The sequence below is a fragment of the Citrobacter sp. Cpo109 genome, assembly GCF_030332565.1.
Taxonomy (GTDB): Bacteria; Pseudomonadota; Gammaproteobacteria; order Enterobacterales; family Enterobacteriaceae; genus Citrobacter; species Citrobacter portucalensis.
This window is the reverse complement of record NZ_JAOWHQ010000069.1, coordinates 317,172-338,450: the sequence shown is the minus strand read 5'-3', so window position 1 is coordinate 338,450 and position 21,279 is coordinate 317,172. Positions and strand designations below refer to the sequence as shown.

Annotated in this window: 18 protein-coding genes; 13 read left to right on the top strand and 5 right to left on the bottom strand. The window is 51.4% G+C overall.

Going from position 1 to position 21,279, the window contains the following annotated elements; all coding sequences use genetic code 11:
- Positions 1-95: 95 nt before the first annotated feature.
- The 4 genes from OGY71_RS19555 (at position 96) to OGY71_RS19540 (ending at position 5,888) form a co-directional block, all read left to right on the top strand.
- Positions 96-995, top strand: coding sequence for a glycyl-radical enzyme activating protein (locus tag OGY71_RS19555; protein ID WP_126956723.1), 900 nt, complete (start codon positions 96-98; stop codon positions 993-995).
- Positions 996-1,000: 5 nt separating this feature from the next.
- Positions 1,001-3,433 carry a glycyl radical protein gene (locus OGY71_RS19550; protein ID WP_003831600.1) on the top strand — a complete coding sequence of 811 codons (2,433 nt, stop codon included), beginning with the start codon at positions 1,001-1,003 and terminating at the stop codon, positions 3,431-3,433.
- 224 nt (positions 3,434-3,657) lie between these two features.
- Positions 3,658-4,473, top strand: a complete 816-nt coding sequence (locus tag OGY71_RS19545) for a Cof-type HAD-IIB family hydrolase (RefSeq protein ID WP_257661523.1) — start codon at positions 3,658-3,660, stop codon at positions 4,471-4,473.
- A gap of 152 nt (positions 4,474-4,625) precedes the next feature.
- The gene (locus OGY71_RS19540) at positions 4,626-5,888 is read left to right on the top strand and encodes a DUF1479 domain-containing protein (protein ID WP_003831596.1); all 1,263 of its coding nucleotides are present in this window, start codon (positions 4,626-4,628) and stop codon (positions 5,886-5,888) included.
- 78 nt (positions 5,889-5,966) lie between these two features.
- Here OGY71_RS19540 and OGY71_RS19535 read toward each other — a convergent pair whose 3' ends face one another.
- Positions 5,967-7,559, bottom strand: a complete 1,593-nt coding sequence (locus tag OGY71_RS19535; protein ID WP_032934551.1) for an ABC-F family ATPase — start codon at positions 7,557-7,559, stop codon at positions 5,967-5,969.
- A gap of 228 nt (positions 7,560-7,787) precedes the next feature.
- Here OGY71_RS19535 and ldtB point away from each other — a divergent pair, with 228 nt between their 5' ends.
- Positions 7,788-8,708, top strand: coding sequence for a L,D-transpeptidase (gene ldtB / locus OGY71_RS19530; RefSeq protein WP_063940654.1), 921 nt, complete (start codon positions 7,788-7,790; stop codon positions 8,706-8,708).
- Positions 8,709-8,802: 94 nt separating this feature from the next.
- Here the strand turns inward: ldtB and OGY71_RS19525 are convergent, their stop codons facing one another.
- Both OGY71_RS19525 and mntR read right to left on the bottom strand, forming a co-directional pair.
- A complete protein-coding gene (locus tag OGY71_RS19525; protein ID WP_003831588.1) occupies positions 8,803-9,912 on the bottom strand; it encodes an anion transporter in 1,110 nt (369 codons plus the stop codon).
- Positions 9,909-10,382 (bottom strand): manganese-binding transcriptional regulator MntR, encoded by a 474-nt coding sequence (gene mntR / locus OGY71_RS19520; protein ID WP_003831586.1) that lies wholly within the window; start codon positions 10,380-10,382, stop codon positions 9,909-9,911. The genes OGY71_RS19525 and mntR overlap by 4 nt, the downstream gene beginning before the upstream one ends.
- Before the next feature lie 186 nt (positions 10,383-10,568).
- On the opposite strand from mntR, the gene mntS reads away from it, so the two are divergent.
- Together mntS and OGY71_RS19510 are read left to right on the top strand one after the other, a co-directional pair.
- The gene (gene mntS / locus OGY71_RS19515) at positions 10,569-10,697 is read left to right on the top strand and encodes a manganase accumulation protein MntS (RefSeq protein ID WP_003831584.1); all 129 of its coding nucleotides are present in this window, start codon (positions 10,569-10,571) and stop codon (positions 10,695-10,697) included.
- Positions 10,698-10,973: 276 nt separating this feature from the next.
- The gene (locus tag OGY71_RS19510) at positions 10,974-12,554 is read left to right on the top strand and encodes a phosphoethanolamine transferase (RefSeq protein ID WP_126318725.1); all 1,581 of its coding nucleotides are present in this window, start codon (positions 10,974-10,976) and stop codon (positions 12,552-12,554) included.
- A 120-nt stretch (positions 12,555-12,674) separates the two neighbouring features.
- Here the strand turns inward: OGY71_RS19510 and ompX are convergent, their stop codons facing one another.
- Positions 12,675-13,190: an outer membrane protein OmpX gene (ompX, locus tag OGY71_RS19505; RefSeq protein ID WP_003831579.1), complete on the bottom strand. Its 516-nt coding sequence runs from the start codon at positions 13,188-13,190 to the stop codon at positions 12,675-12,677.
- Positions 13,191-13,601: 411 nt separating this feature from the next.
- On the opposite strand from ompX, the gene rhtA reads away from it, so the two are divergent.
- From rhtA to ybiO, 6 genes are all read left to right on the top strand, one after another.
- Positions 13,602-14,489 carry a threonine/homoserine exporter RhtA gene (rhtA, locus tag OGY71_RS19500; RefSeq protein WP_003831578.1) on the top strand — a complete coding sequence of 296 codons (888 nt, stop codon included), beginning with the start codon at positions 13,602-13,604 and terminating at the stop codon, positions 14,487-14,489.
- Between the two features lie 303 nt (positions 14,490-14,792).
- A complete protein-coding gene (gene dps / locus OGY71_RS19495; protein ID WP_003035253.1) occupies positions 14,793-15,296 on the top strand; it encodes a DNA starvation/stationary phase protection protein Dps in 504 nt (167 codons plus the stop codon).
- Positions 15,297-15,661: 365 nt separating this feature from the next.
- A complete protein-coding gene (gene glnH, locus OGY71_RS19490; protein ID WP_003035251.1) occupies positions 15,662-16,408 on the top strand; it encodes a glutamine ABC transporter substrate-binding protein GlnH in 747 nt (248 codons plus the stop codon).
- 137 nt (positions 16,409-16,545) lie between these two features.
- The gene (gene glnP / locus OGY71_RS19485) at positions 16,546-17,205 is read left to right on the top strand and encodes a glutamine ABC transporter permease GlnP (protein WP_003035248.1); all 660 of its coding nucleotides are present in this window, start codon (positions 16,546-16,548) and stop codon (positions 17,203-17,205) included.
- The gene (gene glnQ, locus OGY71_RS19480) at positions 17,202-17,924 is read left to right on the top strand and encodes a glutamine ABC transporter ATP-binding protein GlnQ (RefSeq protein WP_286613563.1); all 723 of its coding nucleotides are present in this window, start codon (positions 17,202-17,204) and stop codon (positions 17,922-17,924) included. Before glnP ends, glnQ begins: the two co-directional genes overlap by 4 nt.
- 118 nt (positions 17,925-18,042) lie before the next feature.
- Positions 18,043-20,280: a mechanosensitive channel protein gene (gene ybiO, locus OGY71_RS19475; protein WP_149384170.1), complete on the top strand. Its 2,238-nt coding sequence runs from the start codon at positions 18,043-18,045 to the stop codon at positions 20,278-20,280.
- On the opposite strand, the gene rlmF is transcribed toward ybiO, so the two are convergent.
- Positions 20,277-21,203 carry a 23S rRNA (adenine(1618)-N(6))-methyltransferase RlmF gene (rlmF, locus tag OGY71_RS19470; protein ID WP_286613562.1) on the bottom strand — a complete coding sequence of 309 codons (927 nt, stop codon included), beginning with the start codon at positions 21,201-21,203 and terminating at the stop codon, positions 20,277-20,279. The two genes, ybiO and rlmF, sit on opposite strands and share 4 nt — an antisense overlap.
- Positions 21,204-21,279 lie beyond the last annotated feature (76 nt).

Below are 21,279 nucleotides of genomic sequence, written 5' to 3'. Positions count from 1 at the left end.
GTAGCACGGCGAAACCTCACGGTTAGTTGACGCATGTCAATATAACTTTCATTCGAAAGTAATTTAATCTTTATACGAAAGAAAAGAGGTCGCTTATGATTTTCAATATCCAGCGCTACTCCACGCATGATGGCCCCGGGATCCGTACTGTGGTGTTCCTTAAGGGATGCTCCCTGGGCTGTCGGTGGTGCCAGAATCCGGAAAGCCGCGCCCGCACGCAGGACCTGCTTTATGACGCGCGTTTGTGCCTTGACGGTTGCGATCTCTGTGCTCAGGCTGCACCCGCGGTGATTGAACGGGCGCTGGGCGGATTACTTATTCATCGCGAAAAACTGACCGATGACGTCCTCGCAGCGCTGACCCACTGCTGTCCAACGCAGGCGCTAACCGTCTGTGGAGAGGTAAAAAGCGTGGACGACATCATGGCGACCGTATTGCGTGATAAACCGTTTTACGATCGCAGCGGAGGGGGCCTCACCCTGTCCGGCGGCGAACCGTTTATGCAGCCAGAGCTGGCGGCAGCGTTACTCAAGGCCAGCCACGACGCCGGCATTCATACCGCAGTGGAAACCTGTCTGCATGTCCCGTGGAAGTATATTGAACCATCATTACCTGACGTCGATCTATTTCTGGCCGATCTAAAACACGTGGCGGATGCGCCGTTTAAACAATGGACCGATGGGCGTGCCTCTCGCGTGCTGGAAAATCTAAAAAAGCTGGCTGCCGCCGGTAAAAAAATGATTATCCGCGTACCGCTGATTCAGGGATTCAACGCAGACGAAGCTGCTATTCAGGCCATTACCGATTTTGCCGCCGATGAGCTTCACGTCGGTGAGATCCATTTCTTGCCCTACCACACCCTGGGCATCAACAAATACCACTTACTCAGTCAACCCTACAACGCACCGGATAAACCGCTTGATGCGCCAGCACTGCTCGAATTTGCCCAGCAGTACGCCAGCCTTAAAGGTTTAACCGCGACCCTACGAGGATAATCGCCATGACCACTCTGAAACTGGACACACTCAGCGACCGTATCAAAGCACATAAAACGGCCCTGATCCACATCGTGAAACCACCGGTTTGTACCGAGCGCGCCCAGCACTATACCGAGATGTATCAGCAACACCTGGATAAGCCTATCCCGGTACGTCGCGCACTGGCACTAGCCCATCATCTGGCGGAACGCACCATCTGGATCAAACATGACGAACTGATCATTGGTAACCAGGCAAGCGAAGTGCGTGCCGCGCCTATTTTCCCGGAATACACCGTCTCCTGGATTGAAAAAGAGATCGACGACCTCGCCGACAGACCGGGTGCAGGATTTGCGGTAAGCGAAGAGAACAAACGTGTATTGCATGAGGTGTGCCCATGGTGGCGTGGTCAAACCGTGCAGGATCGCTGCTACGGGATGTTCACTGATGAGCAGAAAGGGCTGCTGGAAACCGGCATTATCAAAGCCGAAGGTAACATGACCTCCGGCGACGCGCACCTGGCGGTAAACTTCCCGCTGCTGCTGGAAAAAGGTCTCGACGGCCTGCGTCACAAAGTCGATGAACGTCGCTCCCGCATCAATCTGACATGTCTGGAAGACCTCCATGGCGATCAGTTCCTGAAAGCGATAGATATCGTGCTGGAGGCCGTCAGCCTGCACATTGAGCGCTTTGCCGCGCTAGCACGTAAAATGGCATCCACAGAAACTCGCGCCAGTCGTCGAGATGAACTGCTGACCATGGCGGAAAACTGTGATGTTATCGCCCATGAGCCGCCAAAAACATTCTGGCAGGCGCTGCAGCTGTGCTATTTCATCCAGTTGATCCTGCAAATTGAATCTAACGGTCACTCGGTGTCGTTTGGTCGTATGGATCAATACCTCTACCCATTCTATCGTCGCGACGTCGAACTGAACCAGAGCCTTGATCGTGAGCACGCTATTGAACTGTTGCACAGCTGCTGGTTGAAACTGCTGGAAGTGAACAAAATCCGTTCCGGCTCCCATTCGAAAGCCTCGGCGGGCAGTCCGCTGTATCAGAACGTGACCATTGGTGGTCAAAATCTGGTCAACGGTCAGCCGATGGATGCCGTCAACCCGCTCTCCTACGCCATTCTGGAGTCCTGCGGCCGCCTGCGTTCTACGCAGCCAAACCTGAGCGTGCGTTATCACGCGGGGATGAGTAATGACTTCCTCGATGCCTGCGTGCAGGTGATCCGCTGCGGCTTCGGGATGCCCGCCTTTAACAACGATGAAATCGTCATACCGGAATTCATTAAGCTGGGCATTGAACCGCAGGACGCCTATGACTATGCGGCTATTGGATGTATCGAAACCGCTGTTGGCGGGAAATGGGGCTATCGTTGCACCGGCATGAGCTTTATTAACTTTGCCCGCGTGATGCTGGCGGCACTGGAAGGTGGGCGCGATGCCACCAGTGGCAAAGTCTTTCTGCCACAGGAAAAAGCGCTCTCAGCCGGTAACTTCAACAATTTCGACGAAGTGATGGACGCCTGGGATACACAGATCCGCTACTACACGCGTAAATCCATCGAAATTGAGTATGTCGTCGATACCATGCTGGAAGAGAACGTGCACGATATTCTGTGCTCCGCGCTGGTAGACGACTGCATTGAGCGGGCGAAAAGCATTAAGCAAGGCGGCGCGAAGTATGACTGGGTATCGGGTTTGCAGGTGGGTATTGCCAACCTCGGTAACAGCCTGGCTGCAGTGAAGAAACTGGTCTTTGAACAGGGTGCTATCGGTCAACAACAGCTGGCCGCCGCGCTGGCCGATGATTTTGACGGTCTGACCCATGAGCAGTTACGCCAACGACTGATCAACGGCGCGCCGAAATACGGTAACGATGACGATAGCGTTGATACGCTGCTGGCCCGCGCTTATCAGACCTATATCGATGAACTGAAACAGTATCATAATCCGCGTTACGGACGTGGCCCGGTTGGCGGCAATTACTACGCCGGGACCTCGTCTATTTCTGCAAACGTGCCTTTTGGCGCAGCAACGATGGCAACGCCGGATGGCCGTAAAGCACACACTCCACTGGCAGAAGGCGCCAGTCCGGCTTCCGGTACGGACCATCTCGGCCCAACGGCGGTAATTGGTTCGGTGGGTAAACTGCCGACCGGTTCGATTCTTGGCGGCGTGCTGTTAAATCAGAAGCTCAACCCGGCCACGCTGGAAAATGAATCCGATAAGCAAAAGCTGATGATCCTGCTGCGCACCTTCTTCGAAGAGCACAAAGGCTGGCATATTCAGTACAACATTGTCTCCCGTGAAACGCTGCTGGAAGCCAAAAAACACCCGGATCAATATCGTGACCTGGTGGTCCGTGTAGCAGGTTATTCCGCCTTCTTCACTGCGCTTTCTCCGGATGCGCAAGACGACATCATCGCGCGTACTGAACATATGCTGTAAACAATATTGTCGGCCGGATGAGATTCCGCACCACCATCCGGCACGCTACCCTCCCCATTGCCGGATGCGCTGACGCTTATCCGGCCTACAACGATTCTCCCCGTAGCCGGGTAAGGCGAAGCTACCACCCGGCTTTTTACTTTCATTCGAAATTAAATTTGTGCTACAGGTCACATTGTTATTAGAATGTTTCTGGTTGCAGTAATCGCCAGGAGCCTATCTTTATGACCATCAAAGTTATCGTCACCGATATGGACGGAACTTTTCTCGACGACGCCAAGAAATACGATCGTGCACGTTTTATGGCGCAGTATCAGGAACTAAAAAAACGAAATATTGAATTTGTCGTGGCCAGCGGCAACCAGTATTACCAGCTGATCTCCTTTTTCCCGGAGCTCAAAGAGGAAATTTCCTTTGTCGCCGAGAACGGGGCGTTAGTTTTTGAACATGGCAAACAGCTATTTCACGGCGAGCTAACCCGCCACGAGTCCCGTATTGTCATTAGTGAACTGCTAAAAGATAAGCAGCTCAACTTTGTGGCTTGTGGGCTGCAAAGCGCTTACGTTAGCGAAAATGCGCCGGAGTCCTTTGTCGCATTGATGTCAAAACACTACCATCGCCTGAAACCTGTAAAAGATTATCAGGATATCGACGATGTGCTGTTCAAGTTCTCGCTAAATTTACCGGACCAACAAATCCCATTGGTTATCGATCACCTGCATGCTGCGCTGGACGGCATCATGAAGCCCGTCACCAGCGGCTTCGGGTTTATCGATCTGATCATTCCGGGCTTACATAAAGCCAACGGGATCAGCCGCCTGCTTAAACGCTGGAACCTGTCACCGCAAAACGTAGTCGCCATTGGCGATAGCGGCAACGACGCGGAAATGCTGAAAATGGCGCACTACTCTTTCGCCATGGCCAACGCGGCAGAGAGTATTAAAGCGATTGCTCGCTATCAGACCGACGACAACAACCATCAGGGCGCGCTGAACGTAATTCAGGCAGTGCTGGATAACACCTCTCCTTTTAACGTCTAATCCTGCCAACCGGGGTATCCCTCATCCCGGTTTTCACTCTTTTTCCATTTTGCTCACTCCATCAAGTTTTAAACTTGCGTTAACTAAATTTTAACTTATATTATCATCTGTAAGTTATTTTTGTTTCGAATGAAAGTTAATGCGAGGTGGATATGGCTTTTACTTTTACCAGCGACACGCTGCCCGCCGATCACAAAGCGGCAATCCGGCAGATGAAACGGCAACTGCGGGCACAGCTTGGGGATGTTCAGTTGATCTTCAATCAGTTGAGCGACGCTATCGCCGCCCGCGTGGCAGAAATCAACGCCCTCAAAGCGCAGGGTGCCCCGGTGTGGCCAGTGATATCTTATGCAGATATCAAAGCTGGCCACGTAAATGCAGAGCAGCGTGAAGAAATTAAGCGTCGCGGATGCGCGGTTATTAAAGGTCATTTCCCTCGCGAACAGGCTCTCGGCTGGGACAGCTCAATGCTGGACTATCTGGACCGCAACCACTTTGACGACGTCTATAAAGGACCAGGCGATAATTTCTTCGGTACCCTGAGCGCATCACGACCTGAAATCTACCCCATCTACTGGTCCCAGGCGCAGATGCAAGCCCGCCAGAGTGAAGAAATGGCCAATGCACAGTCGTTTCTCAATCGTTTGTGGACCTTTACAAGCGAAGGTAAACAATGGTTTAACCCGGATGTCAGCGTTATTTACCCTGACCGCATTCGCCGTCGACCGCCGGGAACCACGTCCAAAGGGCTGGGCGCGCATACGGATTCCGGCGCGCTGGAACGCTGGCTTCTTCCGGCATATCAGCAGGTCTTTGCTCATGTATTCAATGGCAAGCTGGAAGATTACGATCCGTGGCAGGCGGCGCATCGCACCGAGGTAGAAGAGTACACGGTGGATAACACCACCAAATGTTCGGTATTCCGTACCTTCCAGGGCTGGACTGCACTGTCCGATATGCTGCCAGGTCAGGGATTGTTGCATGTGGTCCCGATCCCTGAAGCGATGGCGTATGTACTGTTACGCCCATTGCTTGACGATGTGCCAGAAGATGAACTTTGCGGCGTCGCGCCCGGCCGGGTGCTGCCGATTTCCACGCAATGGCATCCGCTGCTGATTGAAGCGCTAACCAGCATTCCACAACTGGACGCCGGGGACTCCGTCTGGTGGCATTGTGATGTGATTCACTCCGTCGCACCGGTGGAAAATCAGCAGGGTTGGGGTAACGTGATGTACATTCCTGCCGCACCGATGTGCGAAAAGAATCTGGCCTACGCCCACAAAGTGAAGGTCGCGCTGGAAAAGGGTGCGTCGCCGGGTGATTTTCCACGGGAGGATTATGAAACTAACTGGGAAGGACGCTTCACGCTGGAGGATTTGAATATCCACGGTAAACGCGCGCTGGGGATTGTTTAATTTTATATACCCTTATCCCTAAGTATCCCGTGTTACAGGTGCAACCATCACACCTGTAACACGAGAACGACGGGATAATTATTCGACGCCTTTGCTACGCAGGTAATCTTCGTAGTTACCGGTGAAGTCAATTACACGTTCTGGCGTAATTTCAATCACGCGGGTTGCCAGCGAGCTGACGAACTCACGGTCGTGAGAAACGAAGATCAGCGTGCCCTGGTACATTTCCAGCGCCATGTTCAGCGACTCGATAGATTCCATATCCAGGTGGTTGGTCGGTTCATCCATAACCAGGATATTCGGTTTCTGCATCATCAGTTTACCGAACAGCATGCGTCCTTTTTCACCACCGGAGAGCACTTTCGCAGGTTTCTTGATATCGTCCTGGCTGAACAGCAGACGGCCAAGGAAGCTACGTACTACCTGCTCATCATCGCCTTCTTGTTTCCACTGGCTCATCCATTCGAAAACAGTCAGATCGTTTTCGAACTCGTATTCATGATCCTGCGCGTAGTAACCGACCTGGGCGTTCTCAGACCACTTAACGGTACCGTTGTCCGGCTGCAAGTCGCCAACCAACGTTTTCAGCATAGTGGATTTACCCACGCCGTTGGCACCAATGATGGCAACCTTCTCCCCTACTTCCAGCAGCAGGTTGAAGTTTTTAAACAGCGGGCCTTCATCAAAACCTTTCGCCAGCGCTTCCACTTCCAGCGCGTTACGGAACAGTTTCTTATCCTGTTCGAAGCGGATAAACGGGTTCTGACGGCTGGACGCTTTCACTTCGTCGAGCTTAATCTTATCAATCTGACGCGCACGAGAAGTCGCCTGTCGAGATTTAGACGCGTTGGCGCTAAAGCGGCTGACGAAGGATTGCAGATCGGCAATTTGTGCTTTCTTCTTGGCGTTATCGGCCAGCAGACGTTCACGCGCCTGGGTTGCCGCCGTCATGTATTCGTCGTAGTTACCCGGATAAACACGCAGTTCGCCGTAGTCCAGATCCGCCATGTGCGTACAGACCATGTTCAGGAAGTGACGGTCGTGCGAAATGATGATCATGGTGCTGTCACGCTCGTTCAGCGTCTGCTCCAGCCAGCGGATAGTGTCGATATCCAGGTTGTTCGTTGGTTCGTCGAGCAGCAGAATGTCCGGGTTAGAGAACAGCGCCTGCGCCAGAAGCACACGCAGCTTCCAGCCGGGCGCGACTTCGCTCATCGGGCCGTAATGCTGTTCTACCGGAATGCCTACGCCCAGCAGCAGTTCACCCGCACGCGCTTCCGCAGAGTAGCCGTCCATTTCGCCATACTGAACTTCGAGGTCAGCCACTTTATAGCCGTCTTCTTCGCTCATCTCGGCCAGGCCGTAGATACGATCGCGCTCCTGCTTCACTTCCCACAGTTCAGCATGACCCATAATAACGGTGTCAAGCACGGTGAACTCTTCAAAGGCGAACTGATCCTGACGCAGCTTACCGATGCGCTCGTTCGGATCGAGTGAAACGTTACCCAGCGTCGGTTCGAGGTCGCCGCCGAGAATTTTCATAAAGGTGGATTTACCGCTACCGTTCGCGCCAATCAGGCCGTAACGATTGCCGCCGCCAAACTTGACGGAAATATTTTCAAACAGCGGCTTACTGCCGAACTGCATAGTGACGTTGCTGGAAACTAACACAGGCGTATCCTGAAAGAGAAAGAAATATGTGACAAACCGCTTATTATGCCATAAGTCTGCAATAAGATCGCGCCGTTCATGCTGCACAGATAAAGTGAAAGCAAAAGGAAAAAAATGTGATTTAGTACACATCCGAATTCCTTGTTGCTCAGAATGCACATATAATGCGTGCCCAACACTACATAAATCTCAACCCACTAGCCTGCTTGGCTTCAGAATCTCGCAAAAATGAATATGAAATTGACAACGCTTTTCGCGGCGGCGCTCGCGGTAGTTGGTTTTTGTAACACTGCTTCAGCCGTCACGTACCCGCTGCCTACCGATGGTAGTCGTTTAATTGGCCAAAACCAGGTTATCACCATTCCTGAAGGCAACACCCAGCCGCTGGAATACTATGCGGCAGAGTACCAGATGGGTCTGTCTAACATGCTGGAAGCCAACCCGGGCGTGGATACCTTCCTGCCGAAAGGCGGCACCGTGCTGAACATTCCTCAGCAGTTGATCCTGCCGGATACTGTGCATGAAGGTATTGTTATCAACAGCGCTGAAATGCGTCTGTACTACTACCCGAAAGGCACCAACACCGTAATTGTTCTGCCGATCGGTATCGGCCAGCTGGGCAAAGACACGCCAATCAACTGGACCACCAAAGTAGAACGTAAAAAAGCGGGCCCAACCTGGACGCCAACGGCGAAAATGCATGCGGAATACCGCGCTGCAGGCGAGCCGCTGCCAGCCGTTGTTCCGGCGGGTCCGGATAACCCGATGGGTCTGTACGCGCTGTATATCGGTCGCCTGTATGCCATCCACGGCACCAATGCTAACTTCGGCGTCGGCTTACGCGTCAGCCACGGTTGCGTGCGTCTGCGTAACGACGACATCAAATTCCTGTTTGAAAATGTGCCAGTCGGCACCCGCGTACAGTTTATCGATGAGCCGGTAAAAGCCACTACCGAACCAGACGGCAGCCGTTACATCGAAGTACATAACCCACTGTCTACGACTGAAGCACAGTTCGAAGGCGGAGAAATCGTACCGATTACCCTGACCAAGAGCATTACCAGCATCACCGGCCAGTCTGACGTCGATCAGGCCGTCGTTGAGCAGGCGGTACAGAACCGTTCAGGTATGCCGGTTCGTCTGAACTAATCTGCTATATATGCCCGATGGCGCTACGCTTATCGGGCCTACCAACGCAGTAGGCCGGATTAGGCGCCAGCCGCCATCCGGCACACCACATCAATTACATCAACAGCAGCAAACCATACCCCACCAGCGCCGCCCATATCAGCATCGGTACCGAATACCAATGAAAACGCCACCAGATCCGTCGGTCGTTTGCCATCCGTAACGCAATGAGATTCGCCAGCGATCCCGGCAACAGCCCAAAGCCACCCACATTAACCGCCCAGGCCAGCAGCAGCGTCGGCGGGACATAGTTCAGCAGCAAAATCGTACTGGGCACATTACTGATAAACTGCGACAAGCCAATAGCCGTTAACCAAAGTCCCGGTGCTGAGAGCGTGCCAATCTGGTGGGTAATCCCCTGCAAGGCCGGGAGCTGCGTCAGCAAATGCACATCAATGAACATCGCCATAAACACTAACAGCAACGTCCAGTCCACGCTGAGGATCACGCGACGCGCCAGCACCATGAACCCTGCCGCCACAATCGCCAGACCCCACAGCTCTTGCTTTAACTCCAGCGCCGCAAGGAAGACGATATACAGCGCCAGACAGCTCCATACCAGGCGTGGTTGCCAGTCAGGTGCGCGCGTACCGGTATGATAGTGCAACGCTTTAGGTGGGAAACTGAACCAGCACAGCACCACCAGCGTCAGCATCATGGCCCCCGCAAGCGGCGCCATTTGCCAGGTAAACGCGGTAAACGATAAGCCTGAGCGTCCCCACATCAGAATGTTTTGTGGATTGCCTATTGGCGTGAGCAACGATCCGGCATTTACCGCCAGCGCCTCAAAGATAATCAGGCGATTCACCGGAATGGCACATAATTTTTTCAGCGTGATGGTTAGCGGAACAACAATAAACAATGCAACGTCGTTGGTCAGAAACGTCGACAACAACGCCGCCGCCAGCACCATAAATATCGCCAGCTGGCGCTCTGTTTTGAAGCGGCGGGTCATCTTGCGCCCTAACACATCGAAATAACCGCTTAGCTCTACGCCTTTGGTCAGTAACATCAGGCCGCTAAGCGTGATAATCGTGTGCCAGTCAATCGCCCCTGGCCAGGACCGGGGCGTAAATGGCGTGAACAGACTCAGTACAACCCCAACAATGATTAACAGCTGGAAAAAACGATCGCGCTGTAAGGCACGTAATAAAGGAAAACTCATTCAGAGCCAGTTCCTTGCTGTTGCGTAAACCGGCTAAAAGCCTCCAGCGTTTCCTTACTGACGTGATGCTCCATCCCCTCCGCGTCGCGACGGGCAATTTCCGGGCTGATGCCTAACATCAACAGGAAATTTTCCACAATCTGATGACGTTCCCGGCTCTCCTGGGCTAGTCGTTCACCTTCTGCGGTTAAAAACACCCCACGCCACGGAATCATTTCAATCAATCCGACTGAAGCAAGGCGCTTAAGCATTTTAGCAACCGTCGGCTGAGAAACCCCAAGTCGCGCTGCCATATCCACCTGGCGCGCTTCACCCACCTCAATAATGAGATCGGAAATCAGCTCTACGTAGTCATCAATCAGTTCGCGGCGATGCGCCTCCCGGACCTGACGAAATCCTTCAACGTGTTCTTCGACATTCACCAATTGCGTCACTTTTTTTGTTGTTGGCATACCTGCGCGACGACTCATTCTGCTTCCTCGTTACTGTGACGCGTTAACGGCATCTGATTAGAGAGCGCTCATTGTAAACCAGAGTTGCGTGGGCACAAAAAATTAACGTTTTAGCAATAGCTATATAATATAGCCTGTGCTATATCTGTATATAATAAAGACATCCCTCAAGGACTGATGGGATCGTGAAGTCAGGAGGTTTACATGAATGAATTTAAGAGGTGTATACGCGTGTTTAGCCACTCTCCCTTTAAAGTACGGTTGATGCTGATCTCTATGCTGTGTGACATGATTAACAGCAAACCAGAGCAGGATAAACCTTCAGAAAAATAATGCGGCGTCGCGGTACGCCGCTTCATTTTCCTACCGTCATCCGGGTACGGTGGTGGTTTTCGTCTCAATAACCCTTCTTTTTGTCAGTTTTGCCACGTCCCTCGCAAAACAATTTCTTTGTAGTAGTTGACCTTCTCTTGCGCACACTCTATCTTTTCGCAGCCCTGCGTATATTGCGGCTCGCGGATGCGGACCCTATCCCTCTTCTCGCTCTCTCAGGCAGGCAATGACCCTTAGCGCCAGGGTAAGCACATGGCGTTTTTGTAACAGTGGCATATGAATTTAACCCTCAAAGATTCAATCATTGCTCGTAGCCGGGCAATTAGTCCGTGGACTGGCCTCTATTTCTTACAGTCTCTGCTGATCAACCTTGCACTGGGCTATCCACTTAGCCTGCTCTATAGCGTTGCTTTCACCTGTATATTGATGCTGCTGTGGCGTAGCGCGCCGCGCGCGCAGAAAGCACTGATTGGCATTTGCTCACTCGTTGCGGCAATGTATTTTCCGTTCGGCCAGGCTTACGGCTCACCGAACTTCAATACCTTACTGGCGCTGCACTCAACCAATATGGAAGAGTCAACCGAGATCCTGACCATCTTCCCCTGGTACAGTTATCTGGTTGGAGTGTTTATTTTTGCCCTTGGCGTTATCGCCGTACGCCGTAAAAAAGATGTGCAGCAGCGCAGCTGGAATAAGTTCGACAGCATTTGTTTGCTGTTTAGCGTTGTCGCATTCTTTGTTACCCCGGTACAAAACCTGGCCTGGGGCGGCGTGTTCAAGCTGAAAGATACTGGCTATCCGGTTTTCCGTTTCGCCAAGGACGTTATCGTCAATAACAACGAAGTGCTCGACGAACAAGAGCGTATGGCGAAACTGTCGAGCGTAAAAGACAGCTGGACGGTAACCGCCGTTAAACCGAAGTATCACACCTACGTCGTGGTGATCGGTGAAAGCGCCCGCCGCGATGCGTTAGGCGCGTTTGGCGGTCACTGGGATAACACCCCGTTTGCCAGCTCCGTTAACGGCTATATCTTCGCGGATTACATTGCTGCCAGCGGTTCAACGCAAAAATCGCTCGGCTTAACGCTTAATCGGGTAGTGGATAATAAACCCCAGTTCCAGGATAACTTTGTCACCCTGGCTAACCGTGCGGGCTTCCAGACATGGTGGTTTTCCAATCAGGGACAGATTGGTGAATACGATACGGCCATCGCCAGCATTGCGAAGCGCGCTGATGAGGTTCAGTTCCTCAAAAGCGGTGACTTCGAAGCGGATAAAAACACCCGTGACGAAGCGCTGTTGAAGATGACTGCCCAGGTGCTGGCAACCGAGCGTACTCAGCCACAGCTCATCGTGCTGCATTTAATGGGCTCGCATCCGCAGGCCTGTGACCGAACACAGGGTAAATACGAGACTTTCGTCCAGTCAAAAGAGACATCTTGTTATCTGTACACCATGACGCAGACGGATGACCTGCTGCGCCAGCTTTACGAGCAGTTACGTAACAGCGGTAATAGCTTCTCGATGGTCTATTTCTCCGATCATGGCCTCGCGTTTAAAGAGCGGGGAAAAGAGGTGCAGTACCTGGCGCATGACGATCAGTTCCAGCAGAATTTCCAGGTGCCTTTCATGGTGCTTTCGAGCGATGATAAAGCGCATCGGGTGATTAAAGCCCGTCGCTCCGCCAATGATTTCCTCAGCTTTTTCTCGCAGTGGACAGGGATCAGCGCAAAGGAAATCACCAACAGCTACCGCTTTATCTCAGAGAAAAAAGCCGGGCCGGTGTACATCACCAACTTCAAACTGCAGAAGGTGGACTACAACCATCTGGGTACCGATATTTTCTCAACCAAATAATACGCTTGTAGGCCGGATAAGACGCACTGTGTCTTATCCGGCCTACAACGAACTTCCTTCCAGGATTACAGACAAAAAAAATCCGCCCCAAGAGGCGGATTTTTCATATCACCGAAGTGATTAGAAGCGGTAACCCACGCCAGCAATCCAGGTGCCAACGTCAACGCTACGAATACGGCTCTGCTCGTAGGAGAAGTCCAGAGCAACGTTTTCGATCGGGTTGAACTGCAGGCCCGCACCATAAGAGAAACCGTAGTCGCTGGTGCTGTGGTTGTAAGTCGAAGATTCTACGTTCTGGAATTTACCGTAACCAACACCCACAACGCCGTAGATGCTTGCCCAGTCGTTCAGACGGTAAGCCGGACCAGCAGTGATGCCGTAGTATTGGGTTTTGTTGTAGTCGCCAGAAGCATCGGTACGATCTTTTTCAGTGTAAGTGAAGGAACCGATAACACCCAGCGGGTTGTTGTCCTGCTCGTAGCGATACTTCAGGTTGAAACCGTTCATTTTGTTCGCTGCGCCCTGAGCATCGCTCTGAGCGTAACCACCGGTAACGGTAGAAGTAGCAGCTACAGCAGTACCTGCGGAGAAAGCCAGAACAGCGGCCAGTGCTGAAAGACATGCAATTTTTTTCATAACCACCTCAAATGTGCTTCAAGTAAATCTTAAGTTTTAAATATACCAAAAATTGATGGGAAACTCTTTGCGATTCGCGATGTCTAACGGGGTCTTTCATGTAACAGAACATTTCAAAAACCCGCTATCTCTTTCAATTAACATCACTTTTTCAATTGAAAATACCATTATTGCGCGCACAATATGGCACATTCATCCAGAACATTCCTAATCACACAGATTATTAATCCATCGTTTTCATGCCATTGTACGGAACTGAGCAATTTTTTTTTCAACGAATACTCAACCAGTTGAGCGTAATTCCATTACACTCGCTGTTTTACTTTTCTATACATAAAATCATCTGCGTCGTAACAATGCTGAAGCGTGGCACAGATGGAGATGTGTAATCATCATTTGACAGGAGAAAGGATGCCGGGGTTGTCACGTAAAGCGCCAGTCTGGTTGCCTATTTTGGTTTTGCTTATTGCTATGTCCTCCATTCAAAGCGGAGCATCACTGGCAAAATCGTTGTTCCCACTCGTCGGTGCGCCAGGCGTTACCGCGCTGCGCCTTGCGCTGGGTACGCTCATTCTTATCACTTTCTTTAAGCCCTGGCGTTTACGATTCGCCAAAGAACAACGCCTGCCGCTACTGTTTTATGGCCTGTCTCTGGGCGGGATGAACTACCTTTTCTACCTGTCAATCCAAACCGTCCCACTGGGAATCGCCGTGGCGCTGGAATTTACCGGCCCGCTCGCGGTAGCGCTGTTTTCATCCCGACGCCCGGTGGATTTCATTTGGGTTGCGTTGGCAGTGCTCGGGCTTTGGTTCCTGCTGCCTCTGGGTCAGGACGTTTCTCACGTAGATTTAACGGGTGCTGCACTGGCGCTGGGGGCTGGTGCCTGCTGGGCCATCTATATTCTTACCGGGCAGCGAGCCGGCGCGGAACACGGTCCTGCGACCGTCGCGGTAGGGTCATTCATTGCAGCACTGGTATTTGTACCAATCGGCGCACTCCAGGCCGGAGATGCCCTGTGGCACTGGTCCATTTTGCCGTTAGGTCTGGCCATTGCAGTCCTCTCTACTGCGCTTCCCTATTCGCTGGAGATGATTGCGTTAACGCGCCTACCTACGCGTACTTTCGGTACATTGATGAGCATGGAACCCGCGCTGGCCGCGATTTCCGGAATGATCTTCCTCGGTGAAACGCTGACGCTTATCCAGACGTTCGCTCTGGGCGCCATTATTGTCGCATCAATGGGCTCTACGCTCACTATTCGTAAAGAGCCACAAATAAAACAAGTCGACGTGAATTAACCACGTAATATTCTGCATGGTTTGCATAATCATGCAGAATATCCAATTGTAAATCTGCGTGATAATAATTCTAATAAATATAATTTTCTCATCCGCATATTTCATTTAATCTTAAAATTAACATAAAAATAACACCACACAAGTAACAAAACACTCATTGCATTGATTTTATTTGATATTTTATATTTACCCTCGTCTTCGCTATTAAAGTGATAGGCAACACCGGAAACAAAAATCCAAATTTAGCGCTATACTTAATTCTGTTGAAGAGTTGGGACATAAATATCAAGAGGATATGAAAATATGAGTACCGCGAAACTGGTAAAAACAAAAGCATCCGCCCTCCTTTATACCCGCAACGATGTGTCTGATAGCGAAAAGAAAGCGACCGTAGAACTGCTGAATCAGCAAGTAATCCAATTCATTGACCTGTCATTGATCACCAAACAGGCTCACTGGAACATGCGCGGTGCAAACTTCATTGCAGTACATGAAATGCTGGATGGCTTCCGTACAGCTTTGACCGATCACCTCGACACCATGGCTGAACGCGCCGTACAGTTGGGCGGTGTGGCACTGGGCACAACTCAGGTTATTAATAGCAAAACGCCTCTGAAAAGTTACCCGCTGGATATCCATAGCGTACAGGACCACTTAAAAGAGCTGGCCGAACGTTATGCCGTAGTTGCAAACAGCGTACGTAAAGCTATCAGCGAAGCAAAAGACGAAGATACCGCGGATATCTTTACCGCAGCTTCTCGCGACCTCGATAAATTCCTGTGGTTTATCGAAGCCAACATTGAGTAACAGCAGACATAAGAATTACCTATATAACCCTCGCTCCGGCGGGGGTTTTGCACATCTATGGTGCATAACATTGATCATTCGTCACTCCAAAGTAAATTATTTGTAATAATCACCTCACACAATCGTTAACGAAAGATTGTTTTATCAACAATTTTTACGCTAAATAGTCATACCGTTTGCACCGTGACTGGTTCGCACCAAATGAGTGCCCCAAAACAGTGCATATTACTCACTTTGCCCTACTTATTGTGCAACAAAACGAGACACCCTCTTGTTAAAACAATGAGTTGCAAAATTGGCACGATTTTTTCATTAAGCCATTTGTTCTCGCAGGGGATCGCCCCGTGGATATAAAAGGAAATCCTATGAAGTCTGTATTAAAAGTTTCACTGGCTGCACTTACCCTGGCTTTTGCGGTGTCCTCCCATGCCGCAGACAAGAAACTGGTTGTCGCAACCGACACCGCGTTTGTACCGTTTGAATTCAAACAGGGTGACAAATACGTTGGTTTTGATGTGGATCTGTGGGCTGCCGTGGCCAAAGAACTGAAACTGGATTATGAACTGAAACCAATGGATTTCAGCGGCATCATCCCGGCTCTGCAAACCAAAAATATCGACCTGGCACTGGCAGGTATCACCATCACCGATGAGCGTAAAAAAGCGATCGACTTCTCCGACGGCTACTACAAAAGCGGTCTGTTAGTGATGGTGAAAGCGAATAACAACGACGTCAAAAGCGTAAAAGATCTGGATGGTAAAGTCGTTGCGGTTAAGAGTGGCACCGGTTCCGTTGATTACGCGAAAGCGAATATCAAAACCAAAGACCTGCGTCAGTTCCCGAACATCGATAACGCATATATGGAACTGGGCACCAACCGCGCAGACGCTGTACTGCACGACACACCAAACATTCTTTACTTCATCAAAACAGCTGGCAATGGTCAGTTCAAAGCTGTAGGCGAATCGCTGGAAGCCCAGCAGTACGGTATCGCCTTCCCGAAAGGCAGCGACGACCTGCGTGAGAAAGTGAACGGCGCACTGAAAACGCTGAAAGAGAACGGTACTTACAACGAAATCTACAAAAAATGGTTCGGTACTGAACCTAAATAATAACCGGCAGCGTTGCCCGGTAGCGTGATGCTTACCGGGCCTACGCCTGGATTTTTGAGACCTGTAGGCCGGATAAGCACAGCACATCCGGCAAAACGGGCATTTGAATATTTACACCACGGTAACAGGAACGACATATGCAGTTTGACTGGAGTGCCATCTGGCCCGCCATCCCGCTTTTGATTGAAGGCGCCAAAATGACCCTGTGGATCTCGGTCCTCGGTCTGGCTGGCGGTCTGATAATCGGACTTGCAGCAGGGTTTGCGCGCACTTTCGGCGGTTGGATCGCCAACCACGTAGCGCTGGTGTTTATCGAAGTCATTCGCGGTACGCCAATCGTTGTGCAGGTAATGTTTATTTACTTCGCTCTGCCAATGGCATTTAACGATTTACGCATTGACCCCTTTAGCGCCGCCGTTGTCACCATCATGATCAACTCCGGGGCCTATATTGCGGAAATCACCCGCGGTGCGGTGCTCTCAATCCATAAAGGGTTCAGCGAAGCCGGTTTGGCGCTTGGACTTTCACGCACAGAGACTATCCGCCACGTTATTTTACCTCTCGCACTGCGTCGTATGCTGCCGCCGCTGGGCAACCAGTGGATCATCAGCATTAAAGATACCTCGCTGTTTATTGTCATTGGCGTCGCTGAACTGACCCGTCAGGGCCAGGAAATCATTGCCGGTAACTTCCGCGCACTGGAAATCTGGAGCGCCGTTGCGGTGTTCTATCTGATCATTACGCTGGTGCTGAGCTTCATTCTGCGTCGTCTGGAAAGAAGGATGAAAATCCTGTGATTGAATTTAAAAACGTTTCTAAGCACTTTGGTCCAACCCAGGTGCTGCACAATATTGACCTGAACATTCAGCAGGATGAAGTTGTGGTGATTATCGGGCCGTCAGGATCCGGTAAATCTACCCTGCTGCGCTGCATTAACAAGCTGGAAGAGATAACCTCCGGCGATCTGATCGTCGACGGTCTGAAAGTAAACGATCCGAAGGTAGACGAGCGCTTAATCCGTCAGGAAGCCGGAATGGTATTTCAGCAGTTTTACCTGTTCCCACATCTGACGGCGCTGGAAAACGTCATGTTTGGACCGCAGCGCGTACGCGGGGCGAATAAAGAACAGGCCGAGAAACTGGCGAAAGAGCTGCTGGCAAAAGTGGGTCTGGCCGAACGTGCACATCACTACCCTTCTGAACTGTCCGGCGGTCAACAACAGCGTGTGGCTATCGCCCGTGCGCTGGCGGTAAAACCGAAAATGATGCTGTTTGATGAGCCAACCTCAGCACTCGACCCGGAACTGCGCCATGAAGTTCTGAAAGTTATGCAGGACCTGGCGGAAGAAGGGATGACCATGGTGATTGTGACCCACGAAATTGGCTTTGCCGAAAAAGTGGCTTCACGCCTGATTTTCATTGATAAGGGACGAATTGCCGAAGACGGTAATCCGCAGGCCCTGATTGAAAATCCACCCAGCCAACGCTTACAGGAATTCTTGCAGCACGTTTCCTGATAGCTCAACCTCCCTTCGCCCGAAGGGAGGTTTTTCACCAGAATCCTCTCATTTCAATTCCCTCCCGCCCTGACATCTATACTTATCCTTTTGAATTTATTTTCTCATGGGAGGAGTCATGCGCTGGATCCTGTTCATCTTTGTTTGTCTGTTGAGTCTTCCGGCACAAGCAGTGACGATACCTGGCGTCACCACGCCAACGTCAACCAACGCACAAACCGCCCCGGCAAAGGAGCCAGATGTTGAACAGAAGAAAGCGGCTTACGGCGCACTGGCTGATGTGCTGGAAAATGACACCTCTCGGAAGGAACTGATCGATCAATTACGCAAAGTGGCAACTGCGCCCCCTGCTGAGCCGGTGCCAACCATTGTCCCACCCACGTTAACGGAAGAAAAAACGGTACTGGAAAACGTCACGGATGTCACCCGGCACTACGGTGAGGCGCTCTCCAGCCGCTTTGCCCAGCTTTATCGCAATATTACCGATGCACCGCACAAGACCTTTAACTCGCAAACGTTCACCAATGCCCTGACTCATTTTTTAATGCTGGCGGCGTCAGTGTTCGGTTTTTACTGGCTGATCCGCCTGTGCGCGCTGCCTCTGTATCGTAAAATGGGGCAATGGGCACGGCGGAAAAACCGCGAACGCAGCAACTGGCTGCAGCTTCCGGCGATGATCGTTGGCGCATTCATTATTGATTTGCTTCTGCTGGCGCTGACATTGTTTGTCGGGCAGATACTGAGCGACAGAATGAATGCCGGCAGTCGCACCATCGCCTTTCAGCAAAGCCTGTTTCTCAATGCCTTTGCCCTGATTGAGTTCTTCAAAGCCATTTTGCGTCTGATATTTTGCCCAACGGTGGCTGAACTACGCCCGTTTAACATTCAGGATGCAGGTGCGCGCTACTGGAATCGGCGTTTGAGTTCATTAAGCAGTTTGATTGGTTACGGGCTTATAGTTGCCGTTCCCATTATCTCCAATCAGGTCAATGTGCAGGTCGGCGCGATGGCCAACGTCATCATCATGCTGTGTATCACGCTATGGGCGCTGTACCTGATTTTCAGAAACAAGAAAGAGATAACGCTGCATTTACAGAATCTGGCAGAAAGATCGTTAGCTTTTTTCAGCCTGTTTATCCGTGCCTTTGCGTTGGTATGGCACTGGCTGGCCAGCGCCTACTTCATTGTGCTGTTTTTCTTTTCGCTGTTTGATCCGGGCAACAGCCTGAAATTCATGATGGGCGCTACGCTGCGCAGCCTGGTAATCATTGGAATTGCCGCCTTTGTTTCCGGCATGTTTTCCCGCTGGATAGCCAAAACTATTACCCTTTCGCCACACACCCAGCGCAGCTATCCGGAATTACAAAAACGACTGAATGGCTGGCTGTCGACGGCGTTAAGCGTGGCCAGGATCCTGACGGTGTGCGTTGCGGTGATGCTGCTATTGAATGCCTGGGGATTGTTCGACTTCTGGAACTGGCTGCATTACGGCGCAGGAGAAAAAACGGTGGATATTCTGATCCGTATCGCGCTGATTTTATTCTTCTCCGCCATCGGCTGGACGATCCTTGCCAGCCTGATTGAAAATCGTCTGGCTTCCGATATTCACGGACGCCCGCTACCCAGCGCTCGTACCCGAACCCTGTTGACGCTGTTTCGCAACGCGCTGGCGGTGATCATCAGCACGATCACCATCATGATTGTGCTGTCGGAAATTGGCGTTAATATCGCCCCATTGCTGGCCGGGGCCGGGGCGCTGGGGTTGGCTATCTCTTTCGGCTCGCAAACGCTGGTAAAAGATATTATTACCGGGATTTTTATTCAGTTTGAAAATGGCATGAACACCGGCGACCTGGTGACCATCGGTCCACTCACCGGTACGGTTGAACGAATGTCCATTCGTTCTGTGGGCGTGCGTCAGGACACCGGGGCGTACCATATCATTCCCTGGTCATCGATTACGACCTTCGCCAACTTTGTGCGTGGAATTGGATCGGTCGTCGCCAATTACGACGTAGACCGCCATGAGGATGCGGATAAAGCGAATCAGGCGTTGAAAGACGCAGTTGCTGCGGTGATGGAAAAAGATGATATTCGCGGGCTGATTATCGGCGAGCCGTCGTTTGCCGGGATTGTAGGATTAACCAATACGGCATTCACGCTACGGGTCTCGTTTACCACCTTACCGCTGAAGCAGTGGACGGTACGTTTTGCGCTCGACAGCCAGGTGAAGAAATACTTCGATCTGGCCAACATACGCGCCCCGGTACAGACGTATCAAGTGTTACCTGCACCAGGGAATGGTCCTGCGTCGGCGGCAAGCGAACCGCTACCGCCAACCGAGCCAACGCTTTAGCGTTTACGCGCCATAAAACGACGACGCTGATCGTTATCCATAAAGGTCCAGGCAATAAAGCGGCTCTGCTTTTGCCCCTGGGCCATCTCTTTCTTAACCACTTTCACCGCGCCCGCATCCGTTAGCGCGTGATACAGTGGAGGCAAGTTCTCACCGCGCGAAACCAGCGTGGTAAACCACATCACCTGGCGACCAAAGGCCTGGCTTTCGGCGATCATTTTTTTGATGAACGCCACTTCACCGCCTTCACACCACAACTCCTGCTGCTGTCCGCCAAAGTTCAGCGCATCGTCTTTGTCCTGTCCCAGATTACGGCGTTTGCGCTCGCTTCCGGCGCGGGCTGAGGCCGCAGAATCATGGAATGGCGGGTTACATAATGTGGCTTCATACTGCTCATTTTTGTGAATGATGCCGTTGAAGATTGCCGTTGCATCTTTCTGGCGACGCAGACGAATAGCACGGGTTAATCCCGGATTGGCGTTGACGATCGCCTGAGCGCTGTTAAATGCTTCGCTACTGGTTTCACTACCCGTGAATCGCCAGCCATATTCATGCACGCCGATCAGTGGATAAATACAGTTTGCCCCAACTCCCACGTCCAGCACGCTCGCATTTGCCGGAATGGTTTCGCTGGTTTCACTCAACAGATCGGCCAAATGGTGTATGTAGTCAGCACGACCAGGCACCGGCGGACACAAAAAACCATCTGGAATATCCCAGTTTTTCACCGCATAAAAATGCGCCAGTAGTGCTTTATTGAGCGCCTTTACTGCCTGCGGATTCGCGAAATCAACACTCTGCTCGCCGCCGGGCGTGAGGGTGAGAAATTGCGTCAGCTCGGGCGTAACCTGGCATAAAGTCGCAAGATCATAACGGCCATTGTGGCGGTTGCGTGGGTGTAATCCCGGTTTCAGGGCGGACATAGCATTCTCCTTTTAACAGCGGCGTAAGATACCCGCATAACGCCACGCGGTAAACACACACAACAAGGAAATTTGA